At 38.4% G+C, this 22961-nt stretch carries 20 protein-coding genes; 2 read left to right on the forward strand and 18 right to left on the reverse strand.

Going from position 1 to position 22961, the window contains the following annotated elements:
• Positions 1-306, reverse strand: coding sequence for an AzlD domain-containing protein (locus AA0X71_RS17175; protein ID WP_413356527.1), 306 nt, complete (start codon positions 304-306; stop codon positions 1-3).
• Complete coding sequence (locus AA0X71_RS17180) at positions 296-1027, reverse strand: AzlC family ABC transporter permease (protein ID WP_413356528.1); 732 nt, start codon at positions 1025-1027, stop codon at positions 296-298. Before AA0X71_RS17180 ends, AA0X71_RS17175 begins: the two co-directional genes overlap by 11 nt.
• Before the next feature lie 103 nt (positions 1028-1130).
• Here AA0X71_RS17180 and AA0X71_RS17185 point away from each other — a divergent pair, with 103 nt between their 5' ends.
• The gene (locus AA0X71_RS17185; protein ID WP_413356529.1) at positions 1131-1682 is read left to right on the forward strand and encodes a helix-turn-helix domain-containing protein; all 552 of its coding nucleotides are present in this window, start codon (positions 1131-1133) and stop codon (positions 1680-1682) included.
• A 49-nt stretch (positions 1683-1731) separates the two neighbouring features.
• Here the strand turns inward: AA0X71_RS17185 and AA0X71_RS17190 are convergent, their stop codons facing one another.
• The 6 genes from AA0X71_RS17190 to AA0X71_RS17215 all read right to left on the reverse strand — a co-directional run bounded on the left by AA0X71_RS17190 (position 1732) and on the right by AA0X71_RS17215 (position 8491).
• Positions 1732-2526, reverse strand: coding sequence for an ABC transporter ATP-binding protein (locus AA0X71_RS17190; RefSeq protein WP_413362651.1), 795 nt, complete (start codon positions 2524-2526; stop codon positions 1732-1734).
• The gene (locus AA0X71_RS17195; RefSeq protein WP_413356530.1) at positions 2501-3529 is read right to left on the reverse strand and encodes an ABC transporter permease; all 1029 of its coding nucleotides are present in this window, start codon (positions 3527-3529) and stop codon (positions 2501-2503) included. The genes AA0X71_RS17190 and AA0X71_RS17195 overlap by 26 nt, the downstream gene beginning before the upstream one ends.
• 118 nt (positions 3530-3647) lie before the next feature.
• Positions 3648-4649 (reverse strand): ABC transporter substrate-binding protein, encoded by a 1002-nt coding sequence (locus AA0X71_RS17200; protein WP_413356531.1) that lies wholly within the window; start codon positions 4647-4649, stop codon positions 3648-3650.
• 248 nt (positions 4650-4897) lie between these two features.
• A complete protein-coding gene (locus AA0X71_RS17205; RefSeq protein WP_413356532.1) occupies positions 4898-6451 on the reverse strand; it encodes a fatty acid--CoA ligase family protein in 1554 nt (517 codons plus the stop codon).
• A 300-nt stretch (positions 6452-6751) separates the two neighbouring features.
• Entirely contained in the window at positions 6752-7741 is a 990-nt protein-coding gene (locus tag AA0X71_RS17210) for a lipoate--protein ligase (RefSeq protein WP_413356533.1), read from the reverse strand.
• Positions 7742-7756: 15 nt separating this feature from the next.
• Positions 7757-8491 carry an MBL fold metallo-hydrolase gene (locus tag AA0X71_RS17215; protein ID WP_413356534.1) on the reverse strand — a complete coding sequence of 245 codons (735 nt, stop codon included), beginning with the start codon at positions 8489-8491 and terminating at the stop codon, positions 7757-7759.
• A gap of 141 nt (positions 8492-8632) precedes the next feature.
• Between AA0X71_RS17215 and yhfH the strand changes: the two genes are divergently transcribed.
• Positions 8633-8767 (forward strand): protein YhfH, encoded by a 135-nt coding sequence (gene yhfH, locus AA0X71_RS17220; RefSeq protein WP_019153327.1) that lies wholly within the window; start codon positions 8633-8635, stop codon positions 8765-8767.
• A 90-nt stretch (positions 8768-8857) separates the two neighbouring features.
• On the opposite strand, the gene AA0X71_RS17225 is transcribed toward yhfH, so the two are convergent.
• The 10 genes from AA0X71_RS17225 to AA0X71_RS17270 all read right to left on the reverse strand — a co-directional run bounded on the left by AA0X71_RS17225 (position 8858) and on the right by AA0X71_RS17270 (position 22959).
• On the reverse strand, positions 8858-11014 hold the full coding sequence (locus AA0X71_RS17225; RefSeq protein ID WP_413356535.1) for a YhgE/Pip family protein: 2157 nt from the start codon (positions 11012-11014) through the stop codon (positions 8858-8860).
• 67 nt (positions 11015-11081) lie between these two features.
• On the reverse strand, positions 11082-11654 hold the full coding sequence (locus AA0X71_RS17230; RefSeq protein ID WP_413356536.1) for a TetR/AcrR family transcriptional regulator: 573 nt from the start codon (positions 11652-11654) through the stop codon (positions 11082-11084).
• Positions 11655-11737: 83 nt separating this feature from the next.
• Complete coding sequence (locus AA0X71_RS17235) at positions 11738-12937, reverse strand: MDR family MFS transporter (RefSeq protein ID WP_413356537.1); 1200 nt, start codon at positions 12935-12937, stop codon at positions 11738-11740.
• Between the two features lie 483 nt (positions 12938-13420).
• A complete protein-coding gene (hemY, locus tag AA0X71_RS17240; RefSeq protein ID WP_413356538.1) occupies positions 13421-14833 on the reverse strand; it encodes a protoporphyrinogen oxidase in 1413 nt (470 codons plus the stop codon).
• Between the two features lie 88 nt (positions 14834-14921).
• Complete coding sequence (gene hemH / locus AA0X71_RS17245) at positions 14922-15851, reverse strand: ferrochelatase (RefSeq protein ID WP_413356539.1); 930 nt, start codon at positions 15849-15851, stop codon at positions 14922-14924.
• A 65-nt stretch (positions 15852-15916) separates the two neighbouring features.
• Positions 15917-16963, reverse strand: coding sequence for a uroporphyrinogen decarboxylase (gene hemE, locus AA0X71_RS17250; RefSeq protein WP_413356540.1), 1047 nt, complete (start codon positions 16961-16963; stop codon positions 15917-15919).
• A 134-nt stretch (positions 16964-17097) separates the two neighbouring features.
• Entirely contained in the window at positions 17098-18915 is a 1818-nt protein-coding gene (locus tag AA0X71_RS17255; protein WP_413356541.1) for an ABC transporter ATP-binding protein, read from the reverse strand.
• Complete coding sequence (locus AA0X71_RS17260) at positions 18896-20647, reverse strand: ABC transporter ATP-binding protein (RefSeq protein WP_413356542.1); 1752 nt, start codon at positions 20645-20647, stop codon at positions 18896-18898. The genes AA0X71_RS17255 and AA0X71_RS17260 overlap by 20 nt, the downstream gene beginning before the upstream one ends.
• Positions 20648-21276: 629 nt before the next feature.
• Positions 21277-21915, reverse strand: coding sequence for a response regulator (locus AA0X71_RS17265; protein ID WP_413356543.1), 639 nt, complete (start codon positions 21913-21915; stop codon positions 21277-21279).
• A 3-nt stretch (positions 21916-21918) separates the two neighbouring features.
• Entirely contained in the window at positions 21919-22959 is a 1041-nt protein-coding gene (locus AA0X71_RS17270) for a sensor histidine kinase (protein WP_413356544.1), read from the reverse strand.
• Positions 22960-22961: the final 2 nt, after the last annotated feature.

The following is a 22961-nucleotide window of genomic DNA, read 5'->3' on the forward strand; positions in this document are numbered from 1 at the left end:
CTAAAAAAATAAAGAATATAGTGATAGAACAGCAATCGAACCTAAGACGACGACAATCACGTTAGCACCGAGGAAGGCAATCCCAAACGCCACAGCCGCTCCCAGCACTCCATACCAAATGTCCTCTTGTATAAAAAGGATTCCAGGGAAAATCAGTGCTCCTAATGTTGCATAAGGGACGTTTCTTAAAACACTTTGAAGAAATTCAGGCAACTCCTTCCCACGAAAAAGAACAAATGGCAGCATCCTCGGAATGAAAGTGACAACTCCCATGCCAATAATCATCCATACGATTTCACTTTTCATTCTCCATCCCCCTTTCTTTTCCCTTAACAAATACAAGCCATTCTACTATGACCGCAGAGAGAAGGGTTGCGACAACAATCGCCCAGCCTGTCGATAAAGCATTTGTGACGGTAAAAACAGTATTAAATAGAGCGGCTAAAACAGCTAAATAAACCACTTTCATTCCCTTCTTCATAGATGGTACTAACAGTCCGACGAACATTGCGTAAAGAGCGACCGACATTCCTTCTTGAAACGTTTTTGGTAAGCTTGATCCTACGATATAGCCCACCCCAGAAAAAACACCCCAACTTAAATAGGCGATCATGTTGAGACCAAACATGTAGCCAGCTGAAACAGTACCTTCTTTTACAGCAGCAACTGAGAACGTCTCATCAGTAATCCCAAAAGCATAGCCCGCTTTTATCAATGGTGGCTCCTCTTCACTTTTTTCATTTAAGGAAGCAGCCATCAAAAAATGGCGGATATTCACAATAAACGTTGTTAAAACAATTTCAAATGTACCAGTTCCTAAAGTCAATAGACTAAGAGATATGTATTGTGCCGCTCCTGCATAAACGACCAAACTCATTAAAAGTGTCTCGCCAAGCGATAGCCCTGTCGTTTTCGCTAATAAGCCAAAAGTTAAAGCTACTGGAAAATAACCAATTGCAATCGTAACCCCTGCTTGAAAGCCCCTGCGGAATTCAGTTCCCGATTTATTTAACGCCATTTCAGACATGATTCCAACCTCCTGCTCCCCATTCTGTTGCATAAAACCTTCGAAATTGATAAAATATATTATACATACGTGCGTTATATTATACAATAGCACAGGAGGAAAAATGGAAAATATTCAAAAAAATATTGGAGATAATTTAAAGGGTATTCGAAAAAATCGTGGTTACAGTTTAGATCATGTTGCAGAATTAACAGGAGTAAGCAAGGCGATGCTCGGTCAAATTGAAAGAGGAGATTCTAACCCAACCGTTTCAACCTTATGGAAAATTGCGAGAGGACTACAAATTTCCTTCTCCTCTTTGATTCAAGAGGAATCTTCAAACATTATGGTCGTTAAGCAAGAGAGTATTGTTCCCGTGACCGAGAACGATGACAACTATCGAGTCTATTCCATTTTCCCATTTGATCCCCGAAAAAAGTTTGAAATTTTCACTGTGGAGATTGAACGTGGATGCACTCATATGTCGGAGAAACATAATGAAGGTCTCGAAGAATATATCACGATTATCAACGGCGAACTTGAATTATTAATCGGTGAGGAAAGCTTCAATCTTGCACAAGGTGACTCCATCCGCTTTCTTGCCAATAAAACTCATACGTACAAAAACAGCACCAACGAACTCACAACCTACCAATTGGTCATGCACTATCCATAACATAATGAAGTGCTGTCACATGAGTTAGACAGCACTTCATTCCACTAGTTTAAATTAATACCGCACGATCATTGCTCATTTTTTCTCCACGAATACGCTGGAACTCCTCAAGCAGTTTTTCTACCGTTAACTGCTGCTTTTGCCCTTCATCCGCTTGGAAAATAATTTGACCCTTATCCATCATAATGAGCCGGTTTCCTAGCTCCAATGCTTGCTCCATATTATGCGTAACCATTAAAGTCGTCAGTTTAAACTCTGCAACAATTTCTTTCGTTAAGTTCGTAATAAGCTCTGCTCGGGATGGGTCAAGCGCCGCAGTATGCTCATCTAATAGTAAAATTTTCGGTTCCGTAAAAGTAGCCATTAATAAAGATAGAGCTTGGCGCTCCCCACCGGAAAGAAGACCAACCTTTGCCTCAAGACGATTTTCTAAGCCTAGATGAAGAATTTCGAGCTTTTCTTTAAAAAATTCCCTTTTCTTTTTCGACACACCACTACGTAGTCCACGTGTTCGTGTTCTTGCATAAGCAAGCGCTAAGTTTTCTTCAATCGTCATCGATGGAGCAGTACCTGCCATTGGATCCTGAAAGACACGACCGATTAATTTTGAACGTCGATGTTCTTTTTCTGTCGTGACATCTTTGCCATCAATTTTCACGACTCCAAGATCAGGTATAAGCTTACCAGAAATCATATTCATTAGCGTCGATTTACCTGCTCCATTGCTTCCGATAACGGTCACGAAATCACCTGGCTCAAGGACGAGATTGACATGGTCGAGGGCCGTTTTTTCATCGGGCGTCCCTTCATTAAATACTTTATAAATCTGATTTAATTGCAGCAAGGCTTTCACCACTCTTCTCTTTCGCATTTATTTTTTGTTTCGATGCTAATAAACGCTTTTTCTTTTTTTGCTTTTCTCTTTGTAGGTCGATGATTTTTGGAATGACGAGGGCCGCCACCACAATAAAGGCCGTAATAAGCTTCATATCCCCTGTCTCCAAAAACTCAACCCTTAAAGCGAGGGAGACAATAATTCTGTATAAAATTGCTCCACCGATGACAGCGAAAGTGGCTCTCACAATCGTCTTCGCCCCAAAAACAGCCTCCCCGATAATAACAGATGCGAGTCCTATCACGATCATTCCAATTCCCATCCCTACATCACTGAAACCGCTATACTGACCGACTAAGGCACCAGATAACGCAACAAGTGCATTTGAAAGTCCTAGGCCAAGAACCTTCAAATGATCCGTATTTGCCGAAAAGCTACGAATCATCGTTTCATTATCACCGGTTGCACGAATGGCTAAGCCAATATCAGTTTTTAAGAAGCGGTCGATCAATACCTTCACGACAAACGCAAGAATAAGCATAATGATTAGGATGCCCCATGTTTTTGGAATAAAGTTTGAGAGCCCGATAGAATGAAATAATGATTGCATCGCATCATCTATTTTTAAACTCTTCCAAAAATCAGTCATTTGTGTGATCAGTGTGTCTTGATTCAACATGGAAATATTCGATTTCCCCATAATTCTCAAGTTAATTGAATACAAAGCAATCATCATTAAAATTCCTGAAAGCAAAGGATTAATTTTCCCCTTTGTATGAAGAAGACCTGTTATACATCCCGCCAAAAAGCCTGCAATCGTCGCTAATAATGTCGCGAGAAGAGGATTCGTTCCTCCAATAATGAGAACAGCCGCTACTGAAGCTCCCGTTACAAAACTTCCATCCACCGTAAGATCAGGAAAATCTAGTATTCTAAATGATAGATAAACTCCCAAAGCCATGAGGGCATACATTGCACCTGCTTCAACAGAACCAAAGATAGCAGTAAACATAAAATCTTCCTTTCAATAGAAAAGCGTAAGCGCCTTGCTCGACGATTCTCTAAGTTAAATCTATAGACAAGCCAAGGGCTTCTCCATTTTGTAGAAGCCCTTCAAGTTACCGACTTACTTACTCTAAAATTTGCGCAATATCATTCCATTCTTCTTTCAATTCAACATTCATTTCTTCTGCTGCTTTCTTGTTGATCACAAGGTTAACCTCTGTTGGGTATTGTGCAGGTATTTCGGCTGCAGTCTTTTCACCTTTTAGAATTTGAACAGCCATTTTTCCGGCTTCATAGCCAATTGCTTCATAAGAGATCCCAAAAGCAGCAAACGCTCCTTTTTCAACTGAATCTGTTTCACCAACGAATAATGGGATATCATTTTCATTTGAAACTTGGATGACGGCATCAAGGGCCGACACTACAGTATTATCCGTGATGATGTAAATAGCATCTACCTTTCCAATTAAAGACTCAGCTGCTTGTTTAACATCTGCTGAAGTCGCCACTGATCTTTCTACTAATTCAACATCTGTACCTTCTAATGCCGTTTTCATTTCTTCAATCTGTACAGTTGAATTTTGTTCACCTGTGTTATAAATCGTTCCAATTGATTTTGCTCCGTAATCTTCGACAATGAACTTAACCGTACTTGGAATAGCATCAGGATACATATCACTTGTTCCCGTCACATTGCCTCCTGGCTCTTCAAAAGATGCAATTAACTCTGCTCCAACCGGATCTGTGACAGATGTAAATACAATCGGAATATCAGTCGTTGCATTTAAAGCACTTTGGGCCGTTGGCGTCGCATTGGCAAAAATTAAATCGACTTGATCGCCCACAAAGTTAGTGGCAATCGTTTGTGCGTTTGTAATTTCTCCTTGTGCATTTTGATCATCATATTCAACTTTTAATCCCGCTTCCTCAATTGCTTTTTTAAATCCAGCCGTCGCTGCATCAAGAGAAGGATGGGCTACAATTTGGGTAACCCCAATTTTATATGTTTTTTCAGAATCCCCACTTCCACCTTCTCCACCGTTAGATTCTTCTGTAGAGCCACAACCACTCAAAATAAGTGCTCCGAGCATGCCAACAGCAGCTACCGATTTCAACTTTTTCAACATTGTAATGTTCCCCCATTTTCTTATACTTTTACACTTTTTAGCTTTTATGCTTTTATGCGCTAAATAATAATATTTAACTAGAATTATATAATTACCTTCTATAGTATTTCAAGTCTTTTTACGCAAAGTTGAAAATTTTTTGAAAATAACTTTTCATTTGTTACAAAATGATCTTTTCAAACGAAGAAATCAGCCTCGTCTGAAAAATAAAAAAGTCCAATCCACTTAGGAATTGAACTTTTTCCAATTTAGCTTTTCAATACTTGCTCTTTAAGGGCTCTTCTTAAAATCTTCCCTGTTGTATTTTTCGGTAGTTCCTCGAGAAATTCAATCGAGGTTGGTGTCTTATATTTTGCTAAATGGTCTCGGGCATAGCTGATTATTGCCTCTTTCGTTAAAGCTGGATGATTCGTGACAACATAAGCTTTAACCGCTTCTCCTTGGTTCGGATCAGGAACACCGATGACGGCTACCTCCACAATCTCTGGATGATTATATAATACTTCCTCCACCTCACGTGGATAAACATTGTAACCACCGACAATGATTAAATCCTTTTTCCGGTCGACAATGTAAAAGTATCCATCCTCATCCATCGTGGCCATATCGCCCGTATAGAGCCAGCCATCGCGAATCGTTGCTGCTGTTTCCTCTGGCATTTTGTAATAGCCTTTCATGACATTTGGACCACGAACAATTAATTCTCCTGATTGCCCGACCGGCACCTCTTCACCTAGCTCATTTACTACTTTATTTTCCACATGAACGATCGACTGCCCAATGGAGCCAGCTTTTCTTGGTCGATCTAACGGGTTAAAGCATGTGACAGGTGCTGCTTCAGAAAGACCATAGCCTTCAGAAATGACGACATTAAACCTTTCCTCGAAGCTTTTTAATAAAGCTACTGGCATCACTGCTCCTCCAGAGATGCATAGTCTTAAAGACTGCAAATCTTTCGGATCTCCTTCTGTATATTGATACAAGAAATTGTACATCGTTGGAACACCAGCAAATACAGTCGGCTCATATTTCTTTGCCAATCGGAAAATTTCCTTCGGACTGAACTTCGGATCAATCAGAATCGTTGCACCACTTAACAATGGAGCGTTCAAACAAACCGTTAAGCAAAAAACATGGAACATTGGGAGTGTCGTAATGACACGATCGTCTTCATTCATATGAAGATAAATGCCTACATCTCTTGCATTTGAGTAAAGATTTTTATGTGTTAACATTGCCCCTTTTGGTTTTCCAGTTGTCCCTGAGGTATATAGAATGATTGCTACATCCTCTTCATCTAACTCAGGCCCTTGAAAACTTAATTCTCCTAAAGCAACCACTTCTGTAAACGATTTCAATTTTGGATATACCGATAATTGAGTCACATTTACATCTGATGCTTTCCCCTGTGGAGATTCGCACACAATATAGTTTCTGACACTTGGAAGTGCATGGTGCATTTTTTCTGCTAATGGAACTAACAAATCAAGCGCAATCACTGTTGTGACGTCCCCATTTTTTAAAATATAGCCGATTTCGTCAGGTGTATAGATTGGATTGATTGGAATTGCGGTTGCACCTAGACGCAATGCTCCGTACATGCCAATAACAAAAAACGGTGAATTCCCCAATAGCAGTCCTACATGATCTCCTTTTTTTACCCCTAGCTTTTCCAATCCCGATGCAAACCTTGTAATGGCCCCATCTAACTCAGCGTATGTACTTGACTGATCCATAAAATAATACGCTGGCTTTTGAGGCGATCTTTTCGCTGTTTCATGCAGTTGAGAAGATAAATTCATCTACTCCATCCCCTTTGTTTAATGTGAAGAATTTCCCGAAAAAAACTTCATAGAATAACTAGGAGCAGTGTATCTTCATGTTGATATCCATAAATAGTATCAATTTGAGAAATGTTCACAAATTTTTAAGAACTATCAAATATATTATAGTAGAAGAAAATATTTCCTTCAATAGAAAACGCATACATGATCGAATTTTTAAAATATTAAAATAAAAATTCTAAGTGAATTTAGCAGTTTTTCACGAGTAGTACAGTAAAAATCATTTTTCCAGAAAAAAACGATGCCCTTAGGACATCGTTAGTAAATTAATTGGCTAAATTCTTCTTTTGTTATATTTCCAAAATAATGCTTAATATCTACATCTTCAAGCGCCGTTTCGATTTCCGCTTTTTCGTAGCGAATTCCACTCAGCTTTTGTTCAATATCAGCGACATCCCCTACACCAAAGAAGTCACCAAAAATCTTGCAATTCTCGATCATCCCTTTATTGACCTCTAAGCGTACATCAATACTTCCGACAGGGAAACGATGCGAATGTTGAAGATTAAATTTAGGTGATTTCCCATAATTCCAATCCCAATTTTGATAACGTTCCTTTGAAAGTTGATGGATGTTTTCCCAATCTTTCTCTGTTAATACGTACTCTTGAATTTGTTCTTTTCCGTCAAAAATATATTCAAGCAATAGGGAACGAAAATCCTCGATCGAAATTTTTTCAGTGAGGAACTCAGAGATATTAGCGACCCTGCTACGAATCGATTTAATCCCTTTTGATTCAATTTTATCCTTCTTCACCTTCAATGCTGCGACGACATTGTCGATTTCCGAATCAAGCATGAGCGTTCCGTGACTGAACATTCTTCCACGAGTAGAGAACTGTGCATTCCCAGATATTTTTCTTCCCTCAACCAAAATATCATTTCGGCCACTAAGCTCCGCATTTACTCCAAGCTTATGTAATGCTTGTACAACCGGCTCAGTAAACTTTTTAAAGTTATGAAAGGACTGTCCGTCATCCTTCGTGATAAAGCTGAAGTTTAAGTTCCCCAAATCATGATAAACGGCTCCACCACCAGAAAGTCTTCGAACGACCTTAATGCCATTTGCTTCAACATACTCTGTATTAATTTCTTCAATTGTGTTTTGATTTTTCCCAATGATAATGGATGGTCCATTTATGTAAAAAAGCAAATACGTCTCATTAATATCTAAATTTTTTAAAGCATATTCTTCTATAGCTAGGTTGATTTGAGGATCGGTAATCCCCTTGTTATCGATGAACAGCAATTTCTTGTCAACTCCTTATATGGTTACCATCTTCCCGAATTCCGCTAATGAAACGGGGCCTGAATATATTTCTCCTGCTTCTGTAACGAGATTTGTTAGCTCCCCATATTGAGGTAGATGGGTCAACATCACTTGCTTGACATTTGCAGCTTTCGCTAGATTTCCTACATCGATACTATTCATATGTCCTGCATTTTTCCCATCTTGCTCTTTAAAAAAGTTACATTCAGCAAGTAGCAAATCAGCATCCTCTGAAAAAGAAATAAACTCATTCTTATAGGAAGTATCGGCTGTATAAACAAGTGTCTTTCCATCCGCTTCAATTCTCATTGCAAAGCATGGAACCGGGTGATTGGTCCTTAAAAATTGTACCTTAAAAGGACCTACATTTAAAGTTTTTTGCGGGTCATAGACGATTCCTTCGGTAACTCCTGTATGGGTTAGTTTATTGAATTCCGGTTCGTCAAACTGGTGACCATAGATCGGAAGGGTTGCTGGTTTTTCTCCTAAAAATCCTTTAATTAAACGAGCATGCTGTAATACTCCAATATCAGCAATATGGTCAGCATGATAGTGAGAAATAAGGACTGCATCAAGCTCCTCTGGCTCGATAAAGTTTTGTAGTTTGGCTAAGACGCCACTCCCACAATCGATCAGTAATTTAAATCCATCGTGCTCCAATAAATAGCCTGTACTTGCTTCATTTACTTTTGGATAACCGCCCCAAAATCCAATAATCGTCAATTTCATCAATCTACCTCCTCTTACTGCCATTATATAAGATTTTTTAAAAATAATAAAAAAACTGTATTGACACACACATTCTGTTATAATACACTGATATTAATAACAAACCTGTTTCAAACACCTAAATCCAAGGAGGCTATTAACATGATTGAAAGCATCGTTGAATTTTTCAGTAATTTGCCAGCAAAAGAGTGTAGTGACTGTGGAGCGAAGATCGAGGAACAACACGAGTGTTATAGCAATAAATGTGATCATTGTCTAGGTGTTACAAATTTATAAGGTTTCTTTCAAAATGCACCCCGCATTTTGTTCCATAATCCCTTCCAAATTTGAAAGCCAGTTGTCTTTTTTGACAACTGGCTCTTTTTTTTACTCAGCTTTTGCAAGTACTTCAAATTGACGTTTATGCTTAAAGCGGAAATACCCAAGGCTACCGACAATAAATAACATCATGAATCCGATTAAAACAAATAGATTTTGCCACATAAATGTGTAATCTCCACTTGAGATAACTGCCTTTAAACCTTGAACTGTGTAAGTCATTGGTAAGAAGGCATTAAAGTGTTGTAGGAACCCTGGAATTAGTTCTAACGGGAAGGTTCCAGCACTTGTTGTCAATTGGAAAATTAAGATTAAAATCGCAATGAATCGTCCTGGATCGCCAAAAGCTGTTACAAAGAACTGTATTAAGGCAACAAAAGTTAGACTTGTCACGATGACGAATAACAGGAATAACGGAATATTTTTCACTTCTAACCCTAATGCACTTATTAATACTGCCGCCGCAATTAGCCCTTGAATAATGCCAATTCCAGAAAGAATCGCAAATTTACTCGTAAACCAAGACCATGCATTTTTCGGAACAGCAGCTGGCTCTCTCAATGGGAAAACGATGGAAAGTAATAGGGCGCCCACGAATAACCCAAGTGATAAAAAGTATGGAGCAAATCCTGTACCATAGTTTGGTACTTCATTTATTTTCTCATCTTGAATTTCTACTGGATTGGCCATCATATTAAACGTTTTATCATTGGCATCAACAGATGATGCTTCTTCCGCTCCTTCAGCTAATTTACCAGCTAATTCATTGCTTCCATCTGAAAGCTCCACCGTACCATTTGCCAGCTCTTTAGCACCTTCTTCTAATTGGCCAGCACCTGTCGTAATTTTATCTGTTCCTTCACTTAGCTCATGAAGTCCACCAGATAAAGTCGATGCTCCTTCAGCTAATTGATTCGCTCCCACTTTCGCTTCTGAGAATTTCTGGGCGAATGTTTCCATGCCCGATTGGAATTGCTCATGTCCTTCAACGAGCTGAGTCGCACCTTCTTGAAGCGCGCTACTTCCTTCTGCCAGTTTATGAACACCTGCTTGTAACTCTGTTTGCTTTTCCGTTAAGAGATTAAGGTTACTTGAAAGATCCCCAGCTCCATTCGATATTTGAGCTGCAGCCGCCGCCAACTCTAAGGTTCCTTCTGTTAACTTGTTTAAAAGTCCCTCTAATTCCTTCTGCTGAGCAGGGTCCATCATAGAGATAACTCCTTCAAGATTTTGTTGGAGCATCATCATTCCACCACTCACAGTTTGTGCCTCTGTTTTCCATGCATCTAATGATCCTGATAAATTCTCTGCTCCAGAAGCAAGCTGCTTGGTACCTGTTGTTAGTTCAGGCAGTTTCTGATCCATTCCGGCAATTCCGGCTTTTGCTTCAGAAATTCCTTTGGCAAGCTCTTTATTGCCTGTTGTCAATTCCTGTGAGGCAGCCGATAACGATGAATGACCATTTTCTAATTCACCCAAACCTTTATTTAATGATTGGATACCAGTAGACAATTCAGCAGAACCAGAATCAGCACTTTTCATTCCTTCATTAAAAGTAATTGATTTACTAGCCAATTCTGCTAAGTGAGTGTACAGCTCGTTCGTACCATTTTTCAATTCAACTGAACCATCATAAATCTTTCCTGCTCCATCACTCGCTTGTTCAAGACCAGATGCTAAATCATCAATGCTTGAAAACACGGTTTCTGCATAAGTCTCTGTAATTTTTTCCGATATAGAAGCTTTAATTTTTTCAATTGCTGTTCCACCAATTTGTGCAGCAAGGAAATTATAGCTTTCATTCGGGACATATTTTAGTTCAAGCTTTTGTGGATCTTCATCCATCAAGGTTGTTGCATTTGCTGTAAAATCTGCAGGAATTTCTACAAGCAAATAATAGTCCTGCTTCTCTAATCCTTCGTAAGCCTCTTCTTTGCCTAGAAAGTCAAACTTAAATTCTTCACTATCTTTTAACTTATCAACGAGCTCTTCCCCTAGCTTCAAATCCTTTTCCCCATAAATCGCTCCCGTATCTTCATTTACAATCGCGACAGGAAGATCAGCTAGATGTTCATATGGGTCCCAAAAAGCCCATAGAAACATTCCACTATATAGTATTGGAATAAATAATATCGCAATCACCGGAATTAAGAGCTTTTTATTTTTAAATAAAGAACTTAATTCTGCTTTCATTAAATTTCTCATCCCCAACCTCCAAAATAATTGACCATTTTGTTCATTTAGTCATTTCTGTAAAAAAATCAAGGATTATCTATTTGGATAACCCCTCAAAAATATATTGCTCTAAAACTTTCGCAATTTTTTCCTTTTCCAATGGCTCATGATTTTTTTCCCAGTCAAAAATAAGAGCGATGTATAGCTTTAACATGACAAAGGAAGTAAGCTCAGGATCACATCGTCGTATTTCCCCTTTATCGATTGCCTTCTCAATTTTATCTTTAATGAAATTCAAGATAGCTTTTTCGATTCGAACCATTACGTCCATGACAGCAGGGGTACGCATCTCTCTGCCTTCCTGAAAAAGCTTGATTGTGAGCTGATGCTCTAGGCGAAACTCCAAGATACGATAAAGTGCCCGATGAACATTTTCTTGAAAAGTTAACGAGCTGTCTATTGATTCTTGCGCAGCAATCTTCATCTCTTTAATCAGACTGTTTGTAATCTCATCAAAGAGGTCTTCCTTTGTTTTGAAGAAAGTATAGATCGTTCCCTTTCCAACATTAGCGATTTTCGCCACTTGGTCCATCGTTGTCGCCTTAAAACCAAATTGTGAAAAGGATTTAGTTGCAGCATCGACAATCATTTTCCTTCTGTCTATGACCATTTCATCACTCCTTTTTGACCAAATGTCCAATATAGTCAGTAAGTACAATTGCTATTTTACTCCATTCAAATCATTTGTCAACGTTAAATATTTTTAAATACCCGCAAGTATAGAAAAATACTTATGAGAGACGAGACAAAAAGGAGCATTAATATCATAATGGGACTTAGCCATGTAGATAAAAACAAGGTGATTGGAGCAAGAAATCTACCAATCGTAAACTGTAAACTATTGGCTGCCATATACTTTCCCACTGATTCCTGTGGAGCATAACGACTCACGAAACTCTCCATTACTGGTGAACGGACAATTTCGCCAAAGGTAAAAATGATGGTAACGATAAACAAATACCAAATATTCGTATTCAATCCTAAGGCAAACATACCAACACCTGATAATATGGAAGAAAGGATAAACACATCTCTTTCCCTCCAATTTTTCAACCATTTCGTAACAGGTAAGATAAATAATACAAATAAGAGCCCGTTTAAGCCTAACATCCATCCGAAAATGGTTTCACTGGTGAAAGAAAATTTCAGAAATGGTTGGCTAGGAACATGGTTGATCACATAGTATGGCAAATAAAGATCCAACTGCATAATTGTCACGATGGCAAATACACCCGCTACTATGTAAAGCGCAAATATTTTATCACGTAGAATCGTTCTGTAATCCGTCCATTGATTTTTCAATACTTTCCCAATTAATGGCTTCTCTTGCATATCCACTTTCGTTTCTTTTACGATGAAATAAATGACCACCGTGTACATCAGAAGTATGATAGAGCATGTCCATAAGAGCTGGGAGCGATATTGAAAAAAGAATATCGCTCCGAGAGCAGGACCGAGAACTGCACCTATATTATTTACTGTCGAAAATGTGGCAAAGACTTGACGTCGCTCTCTTTCCGGAACTAAATCAGCGACCATCGCTGCACTAGGTGGCCGATAAATCGCCCCACCGATACTAATCCCAATAAAGGCTAAATAATCAACCCAAGGAGAAATAGACAACGCAAACATGATAAACATGACGCCTTGAATAGAAGAGCCCATTAACATCACCGGTCTTCTCCCAAAATGATCTGCCAGGCTTCCACCGATAAGACTTCCTAATAAGCTAACAAGTGGAGGAATTGTCATTAATAAGCCAGCCACAGAACTTCCTAATTCCGAACTGAAATAAATAGCAATAAAAGGAAAATACATCCAATAGAGAAGATGAAACATTCCTTCTCCTAGAAGACGAATCTTCAAATTTAAATCCCATTGAAATACCTTCATCAAGTCACCTTCTTCACTTCATTCCTGGCCAGGTTCCTTAAATATAAGAGAATTTCCAGATAAAATATAGACTATTTTTTCACAATTCTGTATACTAATAATATGGAAGTCGAGGAATCTTGATTTTTAATTTGTGTGCACCATAAAACGAACATTCGTTCGAAGAACAAAACCACTGTGAAATGTTGGAAATTTCTGGTTTGTCTAATTCGCTCCAACCATCTCTCACCCTTAAGCGGAATTTTTCCTGTTATTTCGGCTCTTTTTCATGATTCTTGCTCATTAAGCGGAATTTTTCCTGTTATTTTTTCATACTGCTACTCCTACCGTTTTTACGAACCTTTTATCGGCCACTTAGGGGGAATTGATAAATTCGTGGATAAATAAAAAGACCAAATCCATTTTTACAACGGATTTGGTCTTTATTTTTTTCACTATTTTCGCAATGATTGTGGTTATTCGCTTACGAAAATGGTCTTATTTTCAAAGTAAAAACTGTTTAACTTTCTCTACAGCCGCTTCTCCTTGATCGATACAGTCAGGAAGACCTAGCCCTTCAAATGAAGCACCAGCAATGAAGACACCTGGTAGCTCACGCTCGACTTGCTCTGTCACTTTAGATAGTCGCTCCTTATGCCCCACTGTATATTGAGGCATTGCGTTCTTCCATCTAGAAACAACTGCAAATTCTGGTTCCATCGTAATATTCATTGTTTTATTCATATCTTCAAGGACAATTTTGACGATCTCGTCATCAGACAGTTCAACAATCGTTTCGTCACCAGCACGTCCAACAAAGCAACGTAATAGCACCTTATCTTCTGGACAAGAATGTGGCCATTTTTTATGTCCCCATGTACATGCTGTAATCGTGAAATCACTATTTCGCGAAACAACAAATCCGGTACCATCAATATCCTTCGCAATCGCTTCTTTTGGAAATGCCAATGCCACATTGGCAACAGATGTCGAAGGAACATCTTTAAAAGAGTTGAAAAATTCATAATCAGAAAATATCGTCGGTAATACCTGATGTGGGACTGTAGAAACAATACTATCCGCAAAAAGAATTTCGCCACTATTTAGGCTTAATTCATAGCCAGTAGAGGTTTTCTTTACATTCTCCACCTTTTGTCCTTTCAAGACAGTACCTGACTCTAATCGCTCTTTGATCGCATCAACAAAGCTTTGCAGTCCACCTTTAGGCGTTAAAAACATCCCTTTCTTACTTCCTTTGGACTGAGGACTCTTCTTTGGAGCAGGTGTTGCTTTTTTCATTCCAAGGACAAGGCTTCGATACTTTTGCTCCACCTCGTAAAATTGTGGGAATGTTGACATCAAACTCATTTGGTCAATATCACCCGCATAAATCCCTGATAATAAAGGCTCAATTAAGTTCTCTACCACTTCATCTCCAAGCCTACGTCTAAAGAAATGACCCAGCGATTGATCCTGAGCAGGATCCGATTTTGGTAAAACAAAATCAGCTGCTGCTCTCATTTTTCCTGTAAGAGAAAACAAACCAGTTGTAATAAATGGTCCAACTTGGGTTGGAATTCCCATAATAGAACCACCAGGCATTGGATGGAGTTTTCCTTTTGCTAGTACATACGATTTCCCAGCTGTGTTGCTTACGAGTGTATCCCCAATTCCTACTTCCTCAGCAAGTCTGGAAGCACTCTTTTTCCGTGCTAAAAATGAATCTGGACCCCTTTCAATCACAAACCCATCTTTAACGACCGTCTGAATTTTCCCACCTAATCGATGTGCTGCTTCAATTAGTATAACTTCTAGTGGTAAGTTCTTCTCCCGTGCTTCTTTCTGTAAATAGAAAGCAGTTGTGAGTCCCGTAATACCTCCCCCAAGTATTACAACCCTTTTCTTTTTCTCTGACACAGTAAATCGCCTTCTTTTCTTTTGATTGATTACTCTGTTTGCTGTATCAATGTTACTTGATTTTTAAAGATATATTTTAGCAATGACTTTATTTTAATAAATCAAGTACTGCTGTAGCCATCGCGTCAATAAATAATGGATCGGTATTTGGCATTTCAGGGCGGTAGTAACGAACGCCAAGTTCTTCTGTAATGACCTTACATTCATAGTCGTTATCGTATAATACTTCCAAATGCTCAGCCACAAATCCAACTGGCGTGTAGACAAACGCTTTAAATTGGTGCTCATCATACAAATCTCTCGTTAAATCTTGCACGTCAGGCCCTAACCAAGGCTCTGGTGTATTCCCTGCACTTTGCCAACCTACATAGTAATTTTTCACTCCAGCCCCTTCGGCAATTAAGTCCGCTGTTTCCTGTAGTTGGTGTGGATATGGATCACCTAATTGAAGAATTTTTTCAGGTAAACTATGCGCTGAAACGATCAATGCTGAATGGCTTCTCTCAACTTCTGTCATGCTCTCAAAAGTTGCTTTCACTTTGTCGACCCAATATTGGATGAATTTTGGTTCCTCATACCAACTCTCCACCGATTTAATTGTTAGGCCACCCAATTTTTCCGCTTCTTCTTTGGCACGTCCATTGTAAGACTTGATGCTGAAAGTTGAGAAGTGAGGAGCTAATACAATGCTTAGCGCTTCTGTAATCCCGTCCTCATGCATTTGTTTGACCGCATCCTCGATGAACGGCTCAATATGCTTTAAACCAATGTATAGCTTAAATTCCACTTCATCTTGCATTTCGTTTAAATGCTTTTGCAGTGCCGCAGCTTGATTATTTGTCGTTTGAGCTAAAGGAGATAATCCCCCAATTGCTTCATAACGCCCTTTTAAATCCTCTAACATTTCATCTGCCGGTCTACGTCCATGACGAATATGTGTATAGTAACGTTCAATATCTTCTTCTTTATAAGGGGTTCCATATGCCATAACAAGCAAACCCATTTGTTTTTTTGTCATTTCTTCTGTTCACCTCATGTTTTACGTCTCTAAATCAACATCTTGCCAAAAGATATATTGCTATATCAAATGTTTTGCTTACTTGCAGAGTATTCATGTACAAAAGTAGTAAGCTTCTTTAATGTTTCTGGATTTACTTGTGGGAACACACCATGTCCTAAATTAAAAATATAGCCAGGTTGCTTCATCCCTTGATCTAATATCGCTTTTGCCTTTTCTTCTATCACTTCCCAAGGAGCTAAAAGGATCGCTGGATCTAAATTCCCTTGAACGGTCTTATTAATTCCCATTCTTCGTGCCTCATCAATCGGTAAGCGCCAATCTAAGCCCACCACATCTAACGGTAAATCATGCCATTCAAGTGCAAGATGACTTGCGCCCACGCCAAACATAATCAACGGAACATTCTCTTTGCGTAATTCTGCAAAAATGCGATTCATGACTGGTTTAATAAACGTACGATAATCAGCTACATTTAAAGCCCCCACCCAAGAGTCAAAAATTTGTATGGCTTTTGCTCCTGCATTCACTTGTGACTTTACGTATGTAATCGTTGTACTTCCGAGTTTGTCCATAAGAGCAAACCATGCATCTGGTTGAGAATACATAAATGCTTTCGTTTTATTATAACTTTTAGAAGGTCCACCTTCGATCATATAACTAGCTAATGTAAAGGGAGCTCCAGCAAAACCAATTAACGGAACGGAAAGCTGTTCTTCTGTTAAAAGCTTGATTGTATCAAGTACATACGGAACATCTCTTTCTGGATTGATTTCCCCTAGTTTATCCACGTCTGCAAAAGTTTGAATAGGATTTGAGATGACGGGTCCAATACCAGACTTAATCTCAACATCTACTCCAATCGCAGGTAGTGGTGTCATTATATCCTTATAAAGAATCGCAGCATCTACATTATACTGTTCAACAGGTAGCCTTGTTACATACGCACAAAGCTCTGGTTGATGTGTGATTTCAAATAGAGAGTACTTCTCCTTGATCGCCCGGTATTCTGGCTGTGAACGGCCTGCCTGCCTCATATACCATACAGGCACATAATCCGTTTTTTCTCCCCTTGCTGCTTTCAAAAATGTTTCATTGATTGCTTTGACCATGAAATGAAGTCCACCTTTCAAACCCATCCATTCTTAAATAAGAGAATAGATTATTTTATACTCATTCTAATATAGCGTTTTCTACTACCGTTGTATACAATACCGTTCGAACTGTCAAAAAATAGACGTTTTTATCAATTAATCACTTCAAATTGATTACAATAGGATTCATAATAAAATCCTTGCTGAGAAAGAAGTTCATCATGTGTCCCTCTTTCTATAATCTCTCCATTCTGAATGACCAATATGACATCGGCATTCTCAATCGTTTTTAAACGATGGGCAATGACAAAACTTGTCCGTCCTTTCATTAAATTGACTAGACCAGTTTGAATTTCAATTTCCGTTTTCGTATCAATGCTTGAGGTCGCTTCATCGAGAATTAAAATACTTGAGTCTGCAAGAATGGCACGTGCAATGGCAATAAGCTGCTTCTGTCCTTGACTTAAATTATTTCCCCCTGATGATAAAAGGGTCCCATATTTCTTCGGTAAATGCTTAATAAAACGATGAGCAGAAGCTGTTTTAGCAGCACGAATGACCTCTTCATCCGTTGCTCTTAAGTTTCCATAGCGAATGTTTTCCATAATCGTTCCTGAAAAAAGAAAGGTGTCCTGTAATACAAGACCAATATTTCTACGTAGATCTTTCAAACGATATTCTTTTATATTTCGCCCATCAATCATCACACTTCCCGCATCAACATCATAAAAGCGTGCGAGCAGGTTGATAATCGTTGTTTTCCCAGAACCTGTAGGACCAACAATGGCAATGGTTTGTCCAGCTTTCGCATGAAGGGAAATTTCTTTTAAAATGATATTCTCTTTTGAATATCCAAAAGAAACATGTGAAAATTGTACGTCTCCTTTAAAGGTTTTAACTGGAACCGCTTTTTCCTGTTCTCGTACTTCAGGTACCTCATCCAAAATTTCAAATGCTCTTTCAGTCCCTGCAATGGCCGCTTGAAATGTATTCAGTAGACTTGACATTTGGTTAATTGGACGGAAAAACTGCCGCGAATACGTCACAAAAGCAGCAATGATCCCAACGCTGGCCAAATCATTTAACGTTAATAGAGCACCAGAAGCAATAATAAAGACTAACCCAAGATTATTAATGAAGTTATTAACCGGGCCTAAAAAACCAGACACAATATCCGCTTTTGTTGACGACTGTCTTAGTTGTTCATTGACAGTAGAGAACTTGGTATACACCTTTTCTTCTTTCCCGAATAGTTGGATCACCTCAAGACCCGTGATCGATTCTTCAATGATTCCATTAAGCTCTCCAAGATCACGCTGTCTTTTAATAAAATTGCTACTGCTATACTTAATGATTCTTTTCGTGGAAAAAATTATTACGGGAATGACACATAATGTGATAATCGCCATCAACCAATTCAAGGACAGCATGGCAATTAGCACTCCAACAACGGTTAAAATAGCTGACATGATTTGAATAACACTCTGACTTAAAGCATTATTCAGTTGATCAATATCATTCGTAACTCTACTCATGAGCTCTCCTTGACTCCTTTTATCAAAAAACTTCAAGGACAAGTTCTGTAATTGATTAAATAAGTCCTGTCTTAACTTTCGAATCGTTTTAAGAGATATATTAATCATCAAATATGACTGAAACCAAGTGAATATAGAAAAAACAATATAGACAACAGCAAGAATGGTGACCATCTTAATTGTTCCACTAATATCTTTCGGAATGATGTATTCATCAATTATGATTCCAATCATATATGGACCAACTAGCCCCAATAAGGTCGTTAGGATAACAAGCACGATGGCAAACAGAAGAGACAGTTTCTCATTCTTCATATAAATCCAAATTCTCTTTAATGTTCCTTTGCTATCCTTTGCTTTTACGACAGGTCCTTTAAAATTCCCCCTGCCGCCTGGGTGCCCTCTTGGGGAAAACTTAGTAGTTTGTTGACTCATGGAAGACATCCCCCTTTCCACCCTGTGTATAATAAATCTCCTGGTAAACGGAGTTTTCTTTTAATAATTGATGATGGGTTCCATTTCCAACAATTTTTCCGTCTTCAAGGACTAAAATTCGATCAGCCTTCATAATCGAGGAAATTTTAGAAGAAATAAAAAAGATTGTGGATTGAGCAAATTCACTATTTAGCGCATGCAAAATGCTCTTTTCTGATAATGCATCGACTGCTGATGTTGAATCGTCCAAAATTAGAATCGAAGGCTTTCGAATAAACGCCCTTGCAATCGATAGTCTTTGCTTCTGCCCACCTGAAAGATTGTTTCCTCCCTGAGATAATGAATGTTCATAATGCTTATCGAGCTTTTCAATAAATTCAGAGGCATTTGCAGCTACTGACGCTTCTACTATTTCTTGTTGCGATGCAATTTCTTTCCCATACTTTAAGTTTTCTTCGATTGATCCTGAAAAAAGCATCGCCCTTTGAGGAATAAATCCGAAAGCTTGTCTCAACTGCTGAAGAGAATATTCTTTGATGTTCTTTCTATCGATAAAAATATCGCCGGAATCGACATCATATAGACGTGGCAATAGTTTCATTAAGGTCGATTTACCACTTCCAATCGTTCCAATGATTCCAACTGTTTCTCCTGCCTTCACTTTAAAAGAGATATCTTTTAGGACATACTCACCATTTTTACTATAGCTAAATTGGACACCTCTAAACTCGATCGCTCCCTTTATAATTGAACGACTGCCATCTTCGTGTTCGGCAATCTCTAATTCTGTATCCAGTACATTTTTGATTCTTTCTGCTGAAGGTACTGCTCTTGAGATCGACATAAGCACATGGCTGCTGCTAATTAATGCATTTAACGTAATCGTTAAATAGTTGATAAAGGCAAGGATAACACCTACATTTGTCGTCCCTTCCTCAACTTTAATCGCTCCCATCCATAGGGCTGCGACAATCCCGATGTTAACAAGGAACAACATGACAGGCATAAGTCCCATCATCATTTGACTAGCAGACATATTCATCTTTGTTAGAGCTTCGTTAATATGAGAAAAATTGTTTTTCTCATATTCCTGTCTCCCGAATGCTTTAACGACGCGTATCCCTGCGAGATTTTCTTGTAGCTTCGTATTGATCTTGTCGATTGCCTCTTGTACTTTTCGAAAAAGGACTCCGGCATGCTTCATAAAATACCAATTGACGATTGCGAGTAATGGAATTAATACTAACAGAATCGGAAAGAACTCTCTTGCAGATACAAACACAATAAGAACACTTCCAATGAATAAAAGGGGACTTCTTACAAGAATTCTTAATGTCATCATCGTGGCTGATTGAACAGATGTGACGTCATTCGTGGCAATCGTAATTAACTTCCCTGTACCAAATTTATCTTTATCCCCCGCTGAAAACTGTTCAACTTTTTTGAAGAGATCTTGGCGAATATCGGTAGCGAAGTTTACAGCTGCTCTCGTGCTGTAAATCGAGGAACCTAGACCACCTATTAAACCAACAATCGCAATAACCAGCATGAGAAGGCTCATTTTGATTACATAGGATTGATTGTCTGCCGCAATTCCGTTATCGATAATTTGCTGCATAATCATTGGTTGAAGTAAATCCATGGCTACCTCTATGCACATAAACAACGGACCAATTATCGTAAAAAATAAATATGGTTTTATATATTTTAATAGATTCAATAATGCTCGCATGTGACTAGCCTCATTTTTAATGTGATTAGAAAATAAGCAACGGATATATTATAAGCTTCATTTAATTGAAAAACAATTTAGGTGAGTCAATTACACAATGTACAAGTGCAATTTTTAAAAACGAACATCCTTAAATAAAAATTTGATTTATATTCGTGTTTACGAGATTTCCCCTTCAAAATAATCAAAAAAAATTCGTTTTTAAATTTTTAAAAACACAAAACGTGATAATAATTTAGGGCATGAAAAAGCTCCTACAAAATGTAGGAAGCTTCCGGTTTGTCTAATTCGATCCAAACATCTCTCCCCCTTAAGCGGAATTTTTCCTGTTATCTCCACAATGAAGTCCCTTTTGGGGAAATAACGGAAGATTTTCCGCTTATGGAGGGCAAAAGCGTTTATTTTGGCATTTTTTGAGTGAATAGCAGGAATTTTTCCTGTTATTTCGGCTCTTTTTCATGATGGTTGCTCATTAAGCGGAATTATTCCTGTTATTTTTCCATACCGATACTCTTACTGTTTATACGAACACTTATCCACAAATCGAGGGAATTATAAATTCCTGGTAGACAATGAAAGCACCCTATAAAGAGTGCTTCCTCGTGAAAAGTTCAAAATTTCGACTTGTTCTATTCTTTATTCTTAATCACTCCATTGCGATTGGCATAAACAGCAGCTTGAGTACGATCGGCGACATTTAGTTTACTTAAAATATTGCTAACATGGGTTTTAACTGTTTTTATGCCAATGAATAGCTCTGAGCTAATTTCTTGATTATTCATACCTTCTCCGATGCACATGAGCACTTCTAACTCTCTTTCTGTTAACTCATCATGAGGCTTTTTCTCTTGTTGTCTTAGTCGGATCATCATGCGGTTCGCGACTTTGGGTTCAATCACTGATTCTCCTGAAACCGCCTTACGAATCGCTTTAACTACTTCTTCCGCTGTTGCTGTTTTAAGCATATAGCTAAAGGCTCCAGCCTCAATGGCTGGGAAGACCTGTTCGTCGTCATAAAAACTAGTAATGATAATAATTTTACAATGAGGCTCATGCTTTAAAATTTCTTTTGTTGCGTCAATCCCTGTTCCATCTTCCATTAATAAGTCCATCAACACGACCTCTGGCTTTTTCTCAAGTACAAGTTTAACAGCTTTATTTCCACTACATGCTTCTCCTACAATATCAATCTCTGGTTCCGTAATTAAGTAAGATATAATCCCTTTTCTGACCATTTCGTGATCGTCAACAACTGCTACTTTGATCATTCCTTACCCCTCCCTAGTAGATGGTATGCGAATATCGATATATGTACCTTCATTTTCTTTTGAACGTATATTAAAAACTCCACCGACCTCTTCACATCGTTCACGCATCGTTTTGAGCCCATAGGATGCTACTCGGTCAATCGTCGGATCAAATCCTTTGCCATTATCAGCAATATACAAAGAGATATAATTCTCTTCCTCTGTTAAGGAAATCGTGATTTTAGATGCTTCGGCATGACGTAAAATATTCGAAAGAGCTTCTTGAATAATACGGAATAAGTGTTCTTCAGTTGCCTTTGAAATATGAACGATTTCATCAATGCTAGCTTGAAAGTCTAAATTCGTTTTCCCTTTTAAATCTTGGATCAGCTTAATAACCCCGTCACAAAGACTATCATTACTAAGTTGAATAGGACGCAAATGTAGAAGCAGTGCTCTCATCTCACCTTGTGCATTTGCAGCAATTTTTGAAATCTCTTCTAGCTGTGCCTTCGCCTTGTCTCTATTATTCTCAAATAATCGTAATGTGGCGGAAGACATCATGCTTAAAGCAAATAACTGCTGACTGACCACATCATGTAGGTCACGAGCAAGCCTTTGTCTTTCTTCCATCACTACCGCAGCATGTGCTGACTGTGCCAATGATGTTTTCGTATCTGCCAGCCTCTGCAATGAATGCTTCTGTTCCTCGATATAACCCGCTAAATGATTTAACTCTTCTGAAATAAGTCCGATTTCATCCTTTTCATTCACTTGGATGCGTTCAGAAACCTTTCCACTTCTTAAAGAAGAAATAAAGAGGAAAACATCCGTTAATCTTCCCTTTAGAAGTGAGCTTGATCGAAACGCAAAATAGGCACCAACAAGTAAAAACACGAAAAGGACGATAAAGGAAAACCAAAAGATTGTTTCAATCGTTAATGTTGCAAAGTCTTGATTAAAAAGCAATATTTGAAATCCAACAAACAGGATTAATGTATTTATAAAGGCCATCATCAAAAAGCTTTGTAAAAACGAATATCGAATGCTCGTTAATTTTTTCATAC

The organism is Robertmurraya phoenicis (assembly GCF_047302285.1).
GTDB lineage: Bacteria > Bacillota > Bacilli > Bacillales > Cytobacillaceae > Robertmurraya.

Excerpts from the sequence above, each read along its gene's own strand:
- AA0X71_RS17175 (WP_413356527.1), bottom strand. The coding sequence starts at position 306 with ATGAAAAGTGAAATCGTATGGATGATTATTGGCATGGGAGTTGTCACT.
- AA0X71_RS17180 (WP_413356528.1), bottom strand. The coding sequence starts at position 1,027 with ATGTCTGAAATGGCGTTAAATAAATCGGGAACTGAATTCCGCAGGGGC.
- AA0X71_RS17185 (WP_413356529.1), top strand. The coding sequence starts at position 1,131 with ATGGAAAATATTCAAAAAAATATTGGAGATAATTTAAAGGGTATTCGA.
- AA0X71_RS17195 (WP_413356530.1), bottom strand. The coding sequence starts at position 3,529 with ATGTTTACTGCTATCTTTGGTTCTGTTGAAGCAGGTGCAATGTATGCC.
- AA0X71_RS17200 (WP_413356531.1), bottom strand. The coding sequence starts at position 4,649 with ATGTTGAAAAAGTTGAAATCGGTAGCTGCTGTTGGCATGCTCGGAGCA.
- AA0X71_RS17205 (WP_413356532.1), bottom strand. The coding sequence starts at position 6,451 with ATGAATTTATCTTCTCAACTGCATGAAACAGCGAAAAGATCGCCTCAA.
- AA0X71_RS17215 (WP_413356534.1), bottom strand. The coding sequence starts at position 8,491 with ATGAAATTGACGATTATTGGATTTTGGGGCGGTTATCCAAAAGTAAAT.
- yhfH (WP_019153327.1), top strand. The coding sequence starts at position 8,633 with ATGATTGAAAGCATCGTTGAATTTTTCAGTAATTTGCCAGCAAAAGAG.
- AA0X71_RS17225 (WP_413356535.1), bottom strand. The coding sequence starts at position 11,014 with ATGAGAAATTTAATGAAAGCAGAATTAAGTTCTTTATTTAAAAATAAA.
- AA0X71_RS17230 (WP_413356536.1), bottom strand. The coding sequence starts at position 11,654 with ATGGTCATAGACAGAAGGAAAATGATTGTCGATGCTGCAACTAAATCC.
- AA0X71_RS17235 (WP_413356537.1), bottom strand. The coding sequence starts at position 12,937 with ATGAAGGTATTTCAATGGGATTTAAATTTGAAGATTCGTCTTCTAGGA.
- hemH (WP_413356539.1), bottom strand. The coding sequence starts at position 15,851 with ATGACAAAAAAACAAATGGGTTTGCTTGTTATGGCATATGGAACCCCT.
- hemE (WP_413356540.1), bottom strand. The coding sequence starts at position 16,963 with ATGGTCAAAGCAATCAATGAAACATTTTTGAAAGCAGCAAGGGGAGAA.
- AA0X71_RS17255 (WP_413356541.1), bottom strand. The coding sequence starts at position 18,915 with ATGAGTCAACAAACTACTAAGTTTTCCCCAAGAGGGCACCCAGGCGGC.
- AA0X71_RS17260 (WP_413356542.1), bottom strand. The coding sequence starts at position 20,647 with ATGCGAGCATTATTGAATCTATTAAAATATATAAAACCATATTTATTT.
- AA0X71_RS17265 (WP_413356543.1), bottom strand. The coding sequence starts at position 21,915 with ATGATCAAAGTAGCAGTTGTTGACGATCACGAAATGGTCAGAAAAGGG.
- AA0X71_RS17270 (WP_413356544.1), bottom strand. The coding sequence starts at position 22,959 with ATGAAAAAATTAACGAGCATTCGATATTCGTTTTTACAAAGCTTTTTG.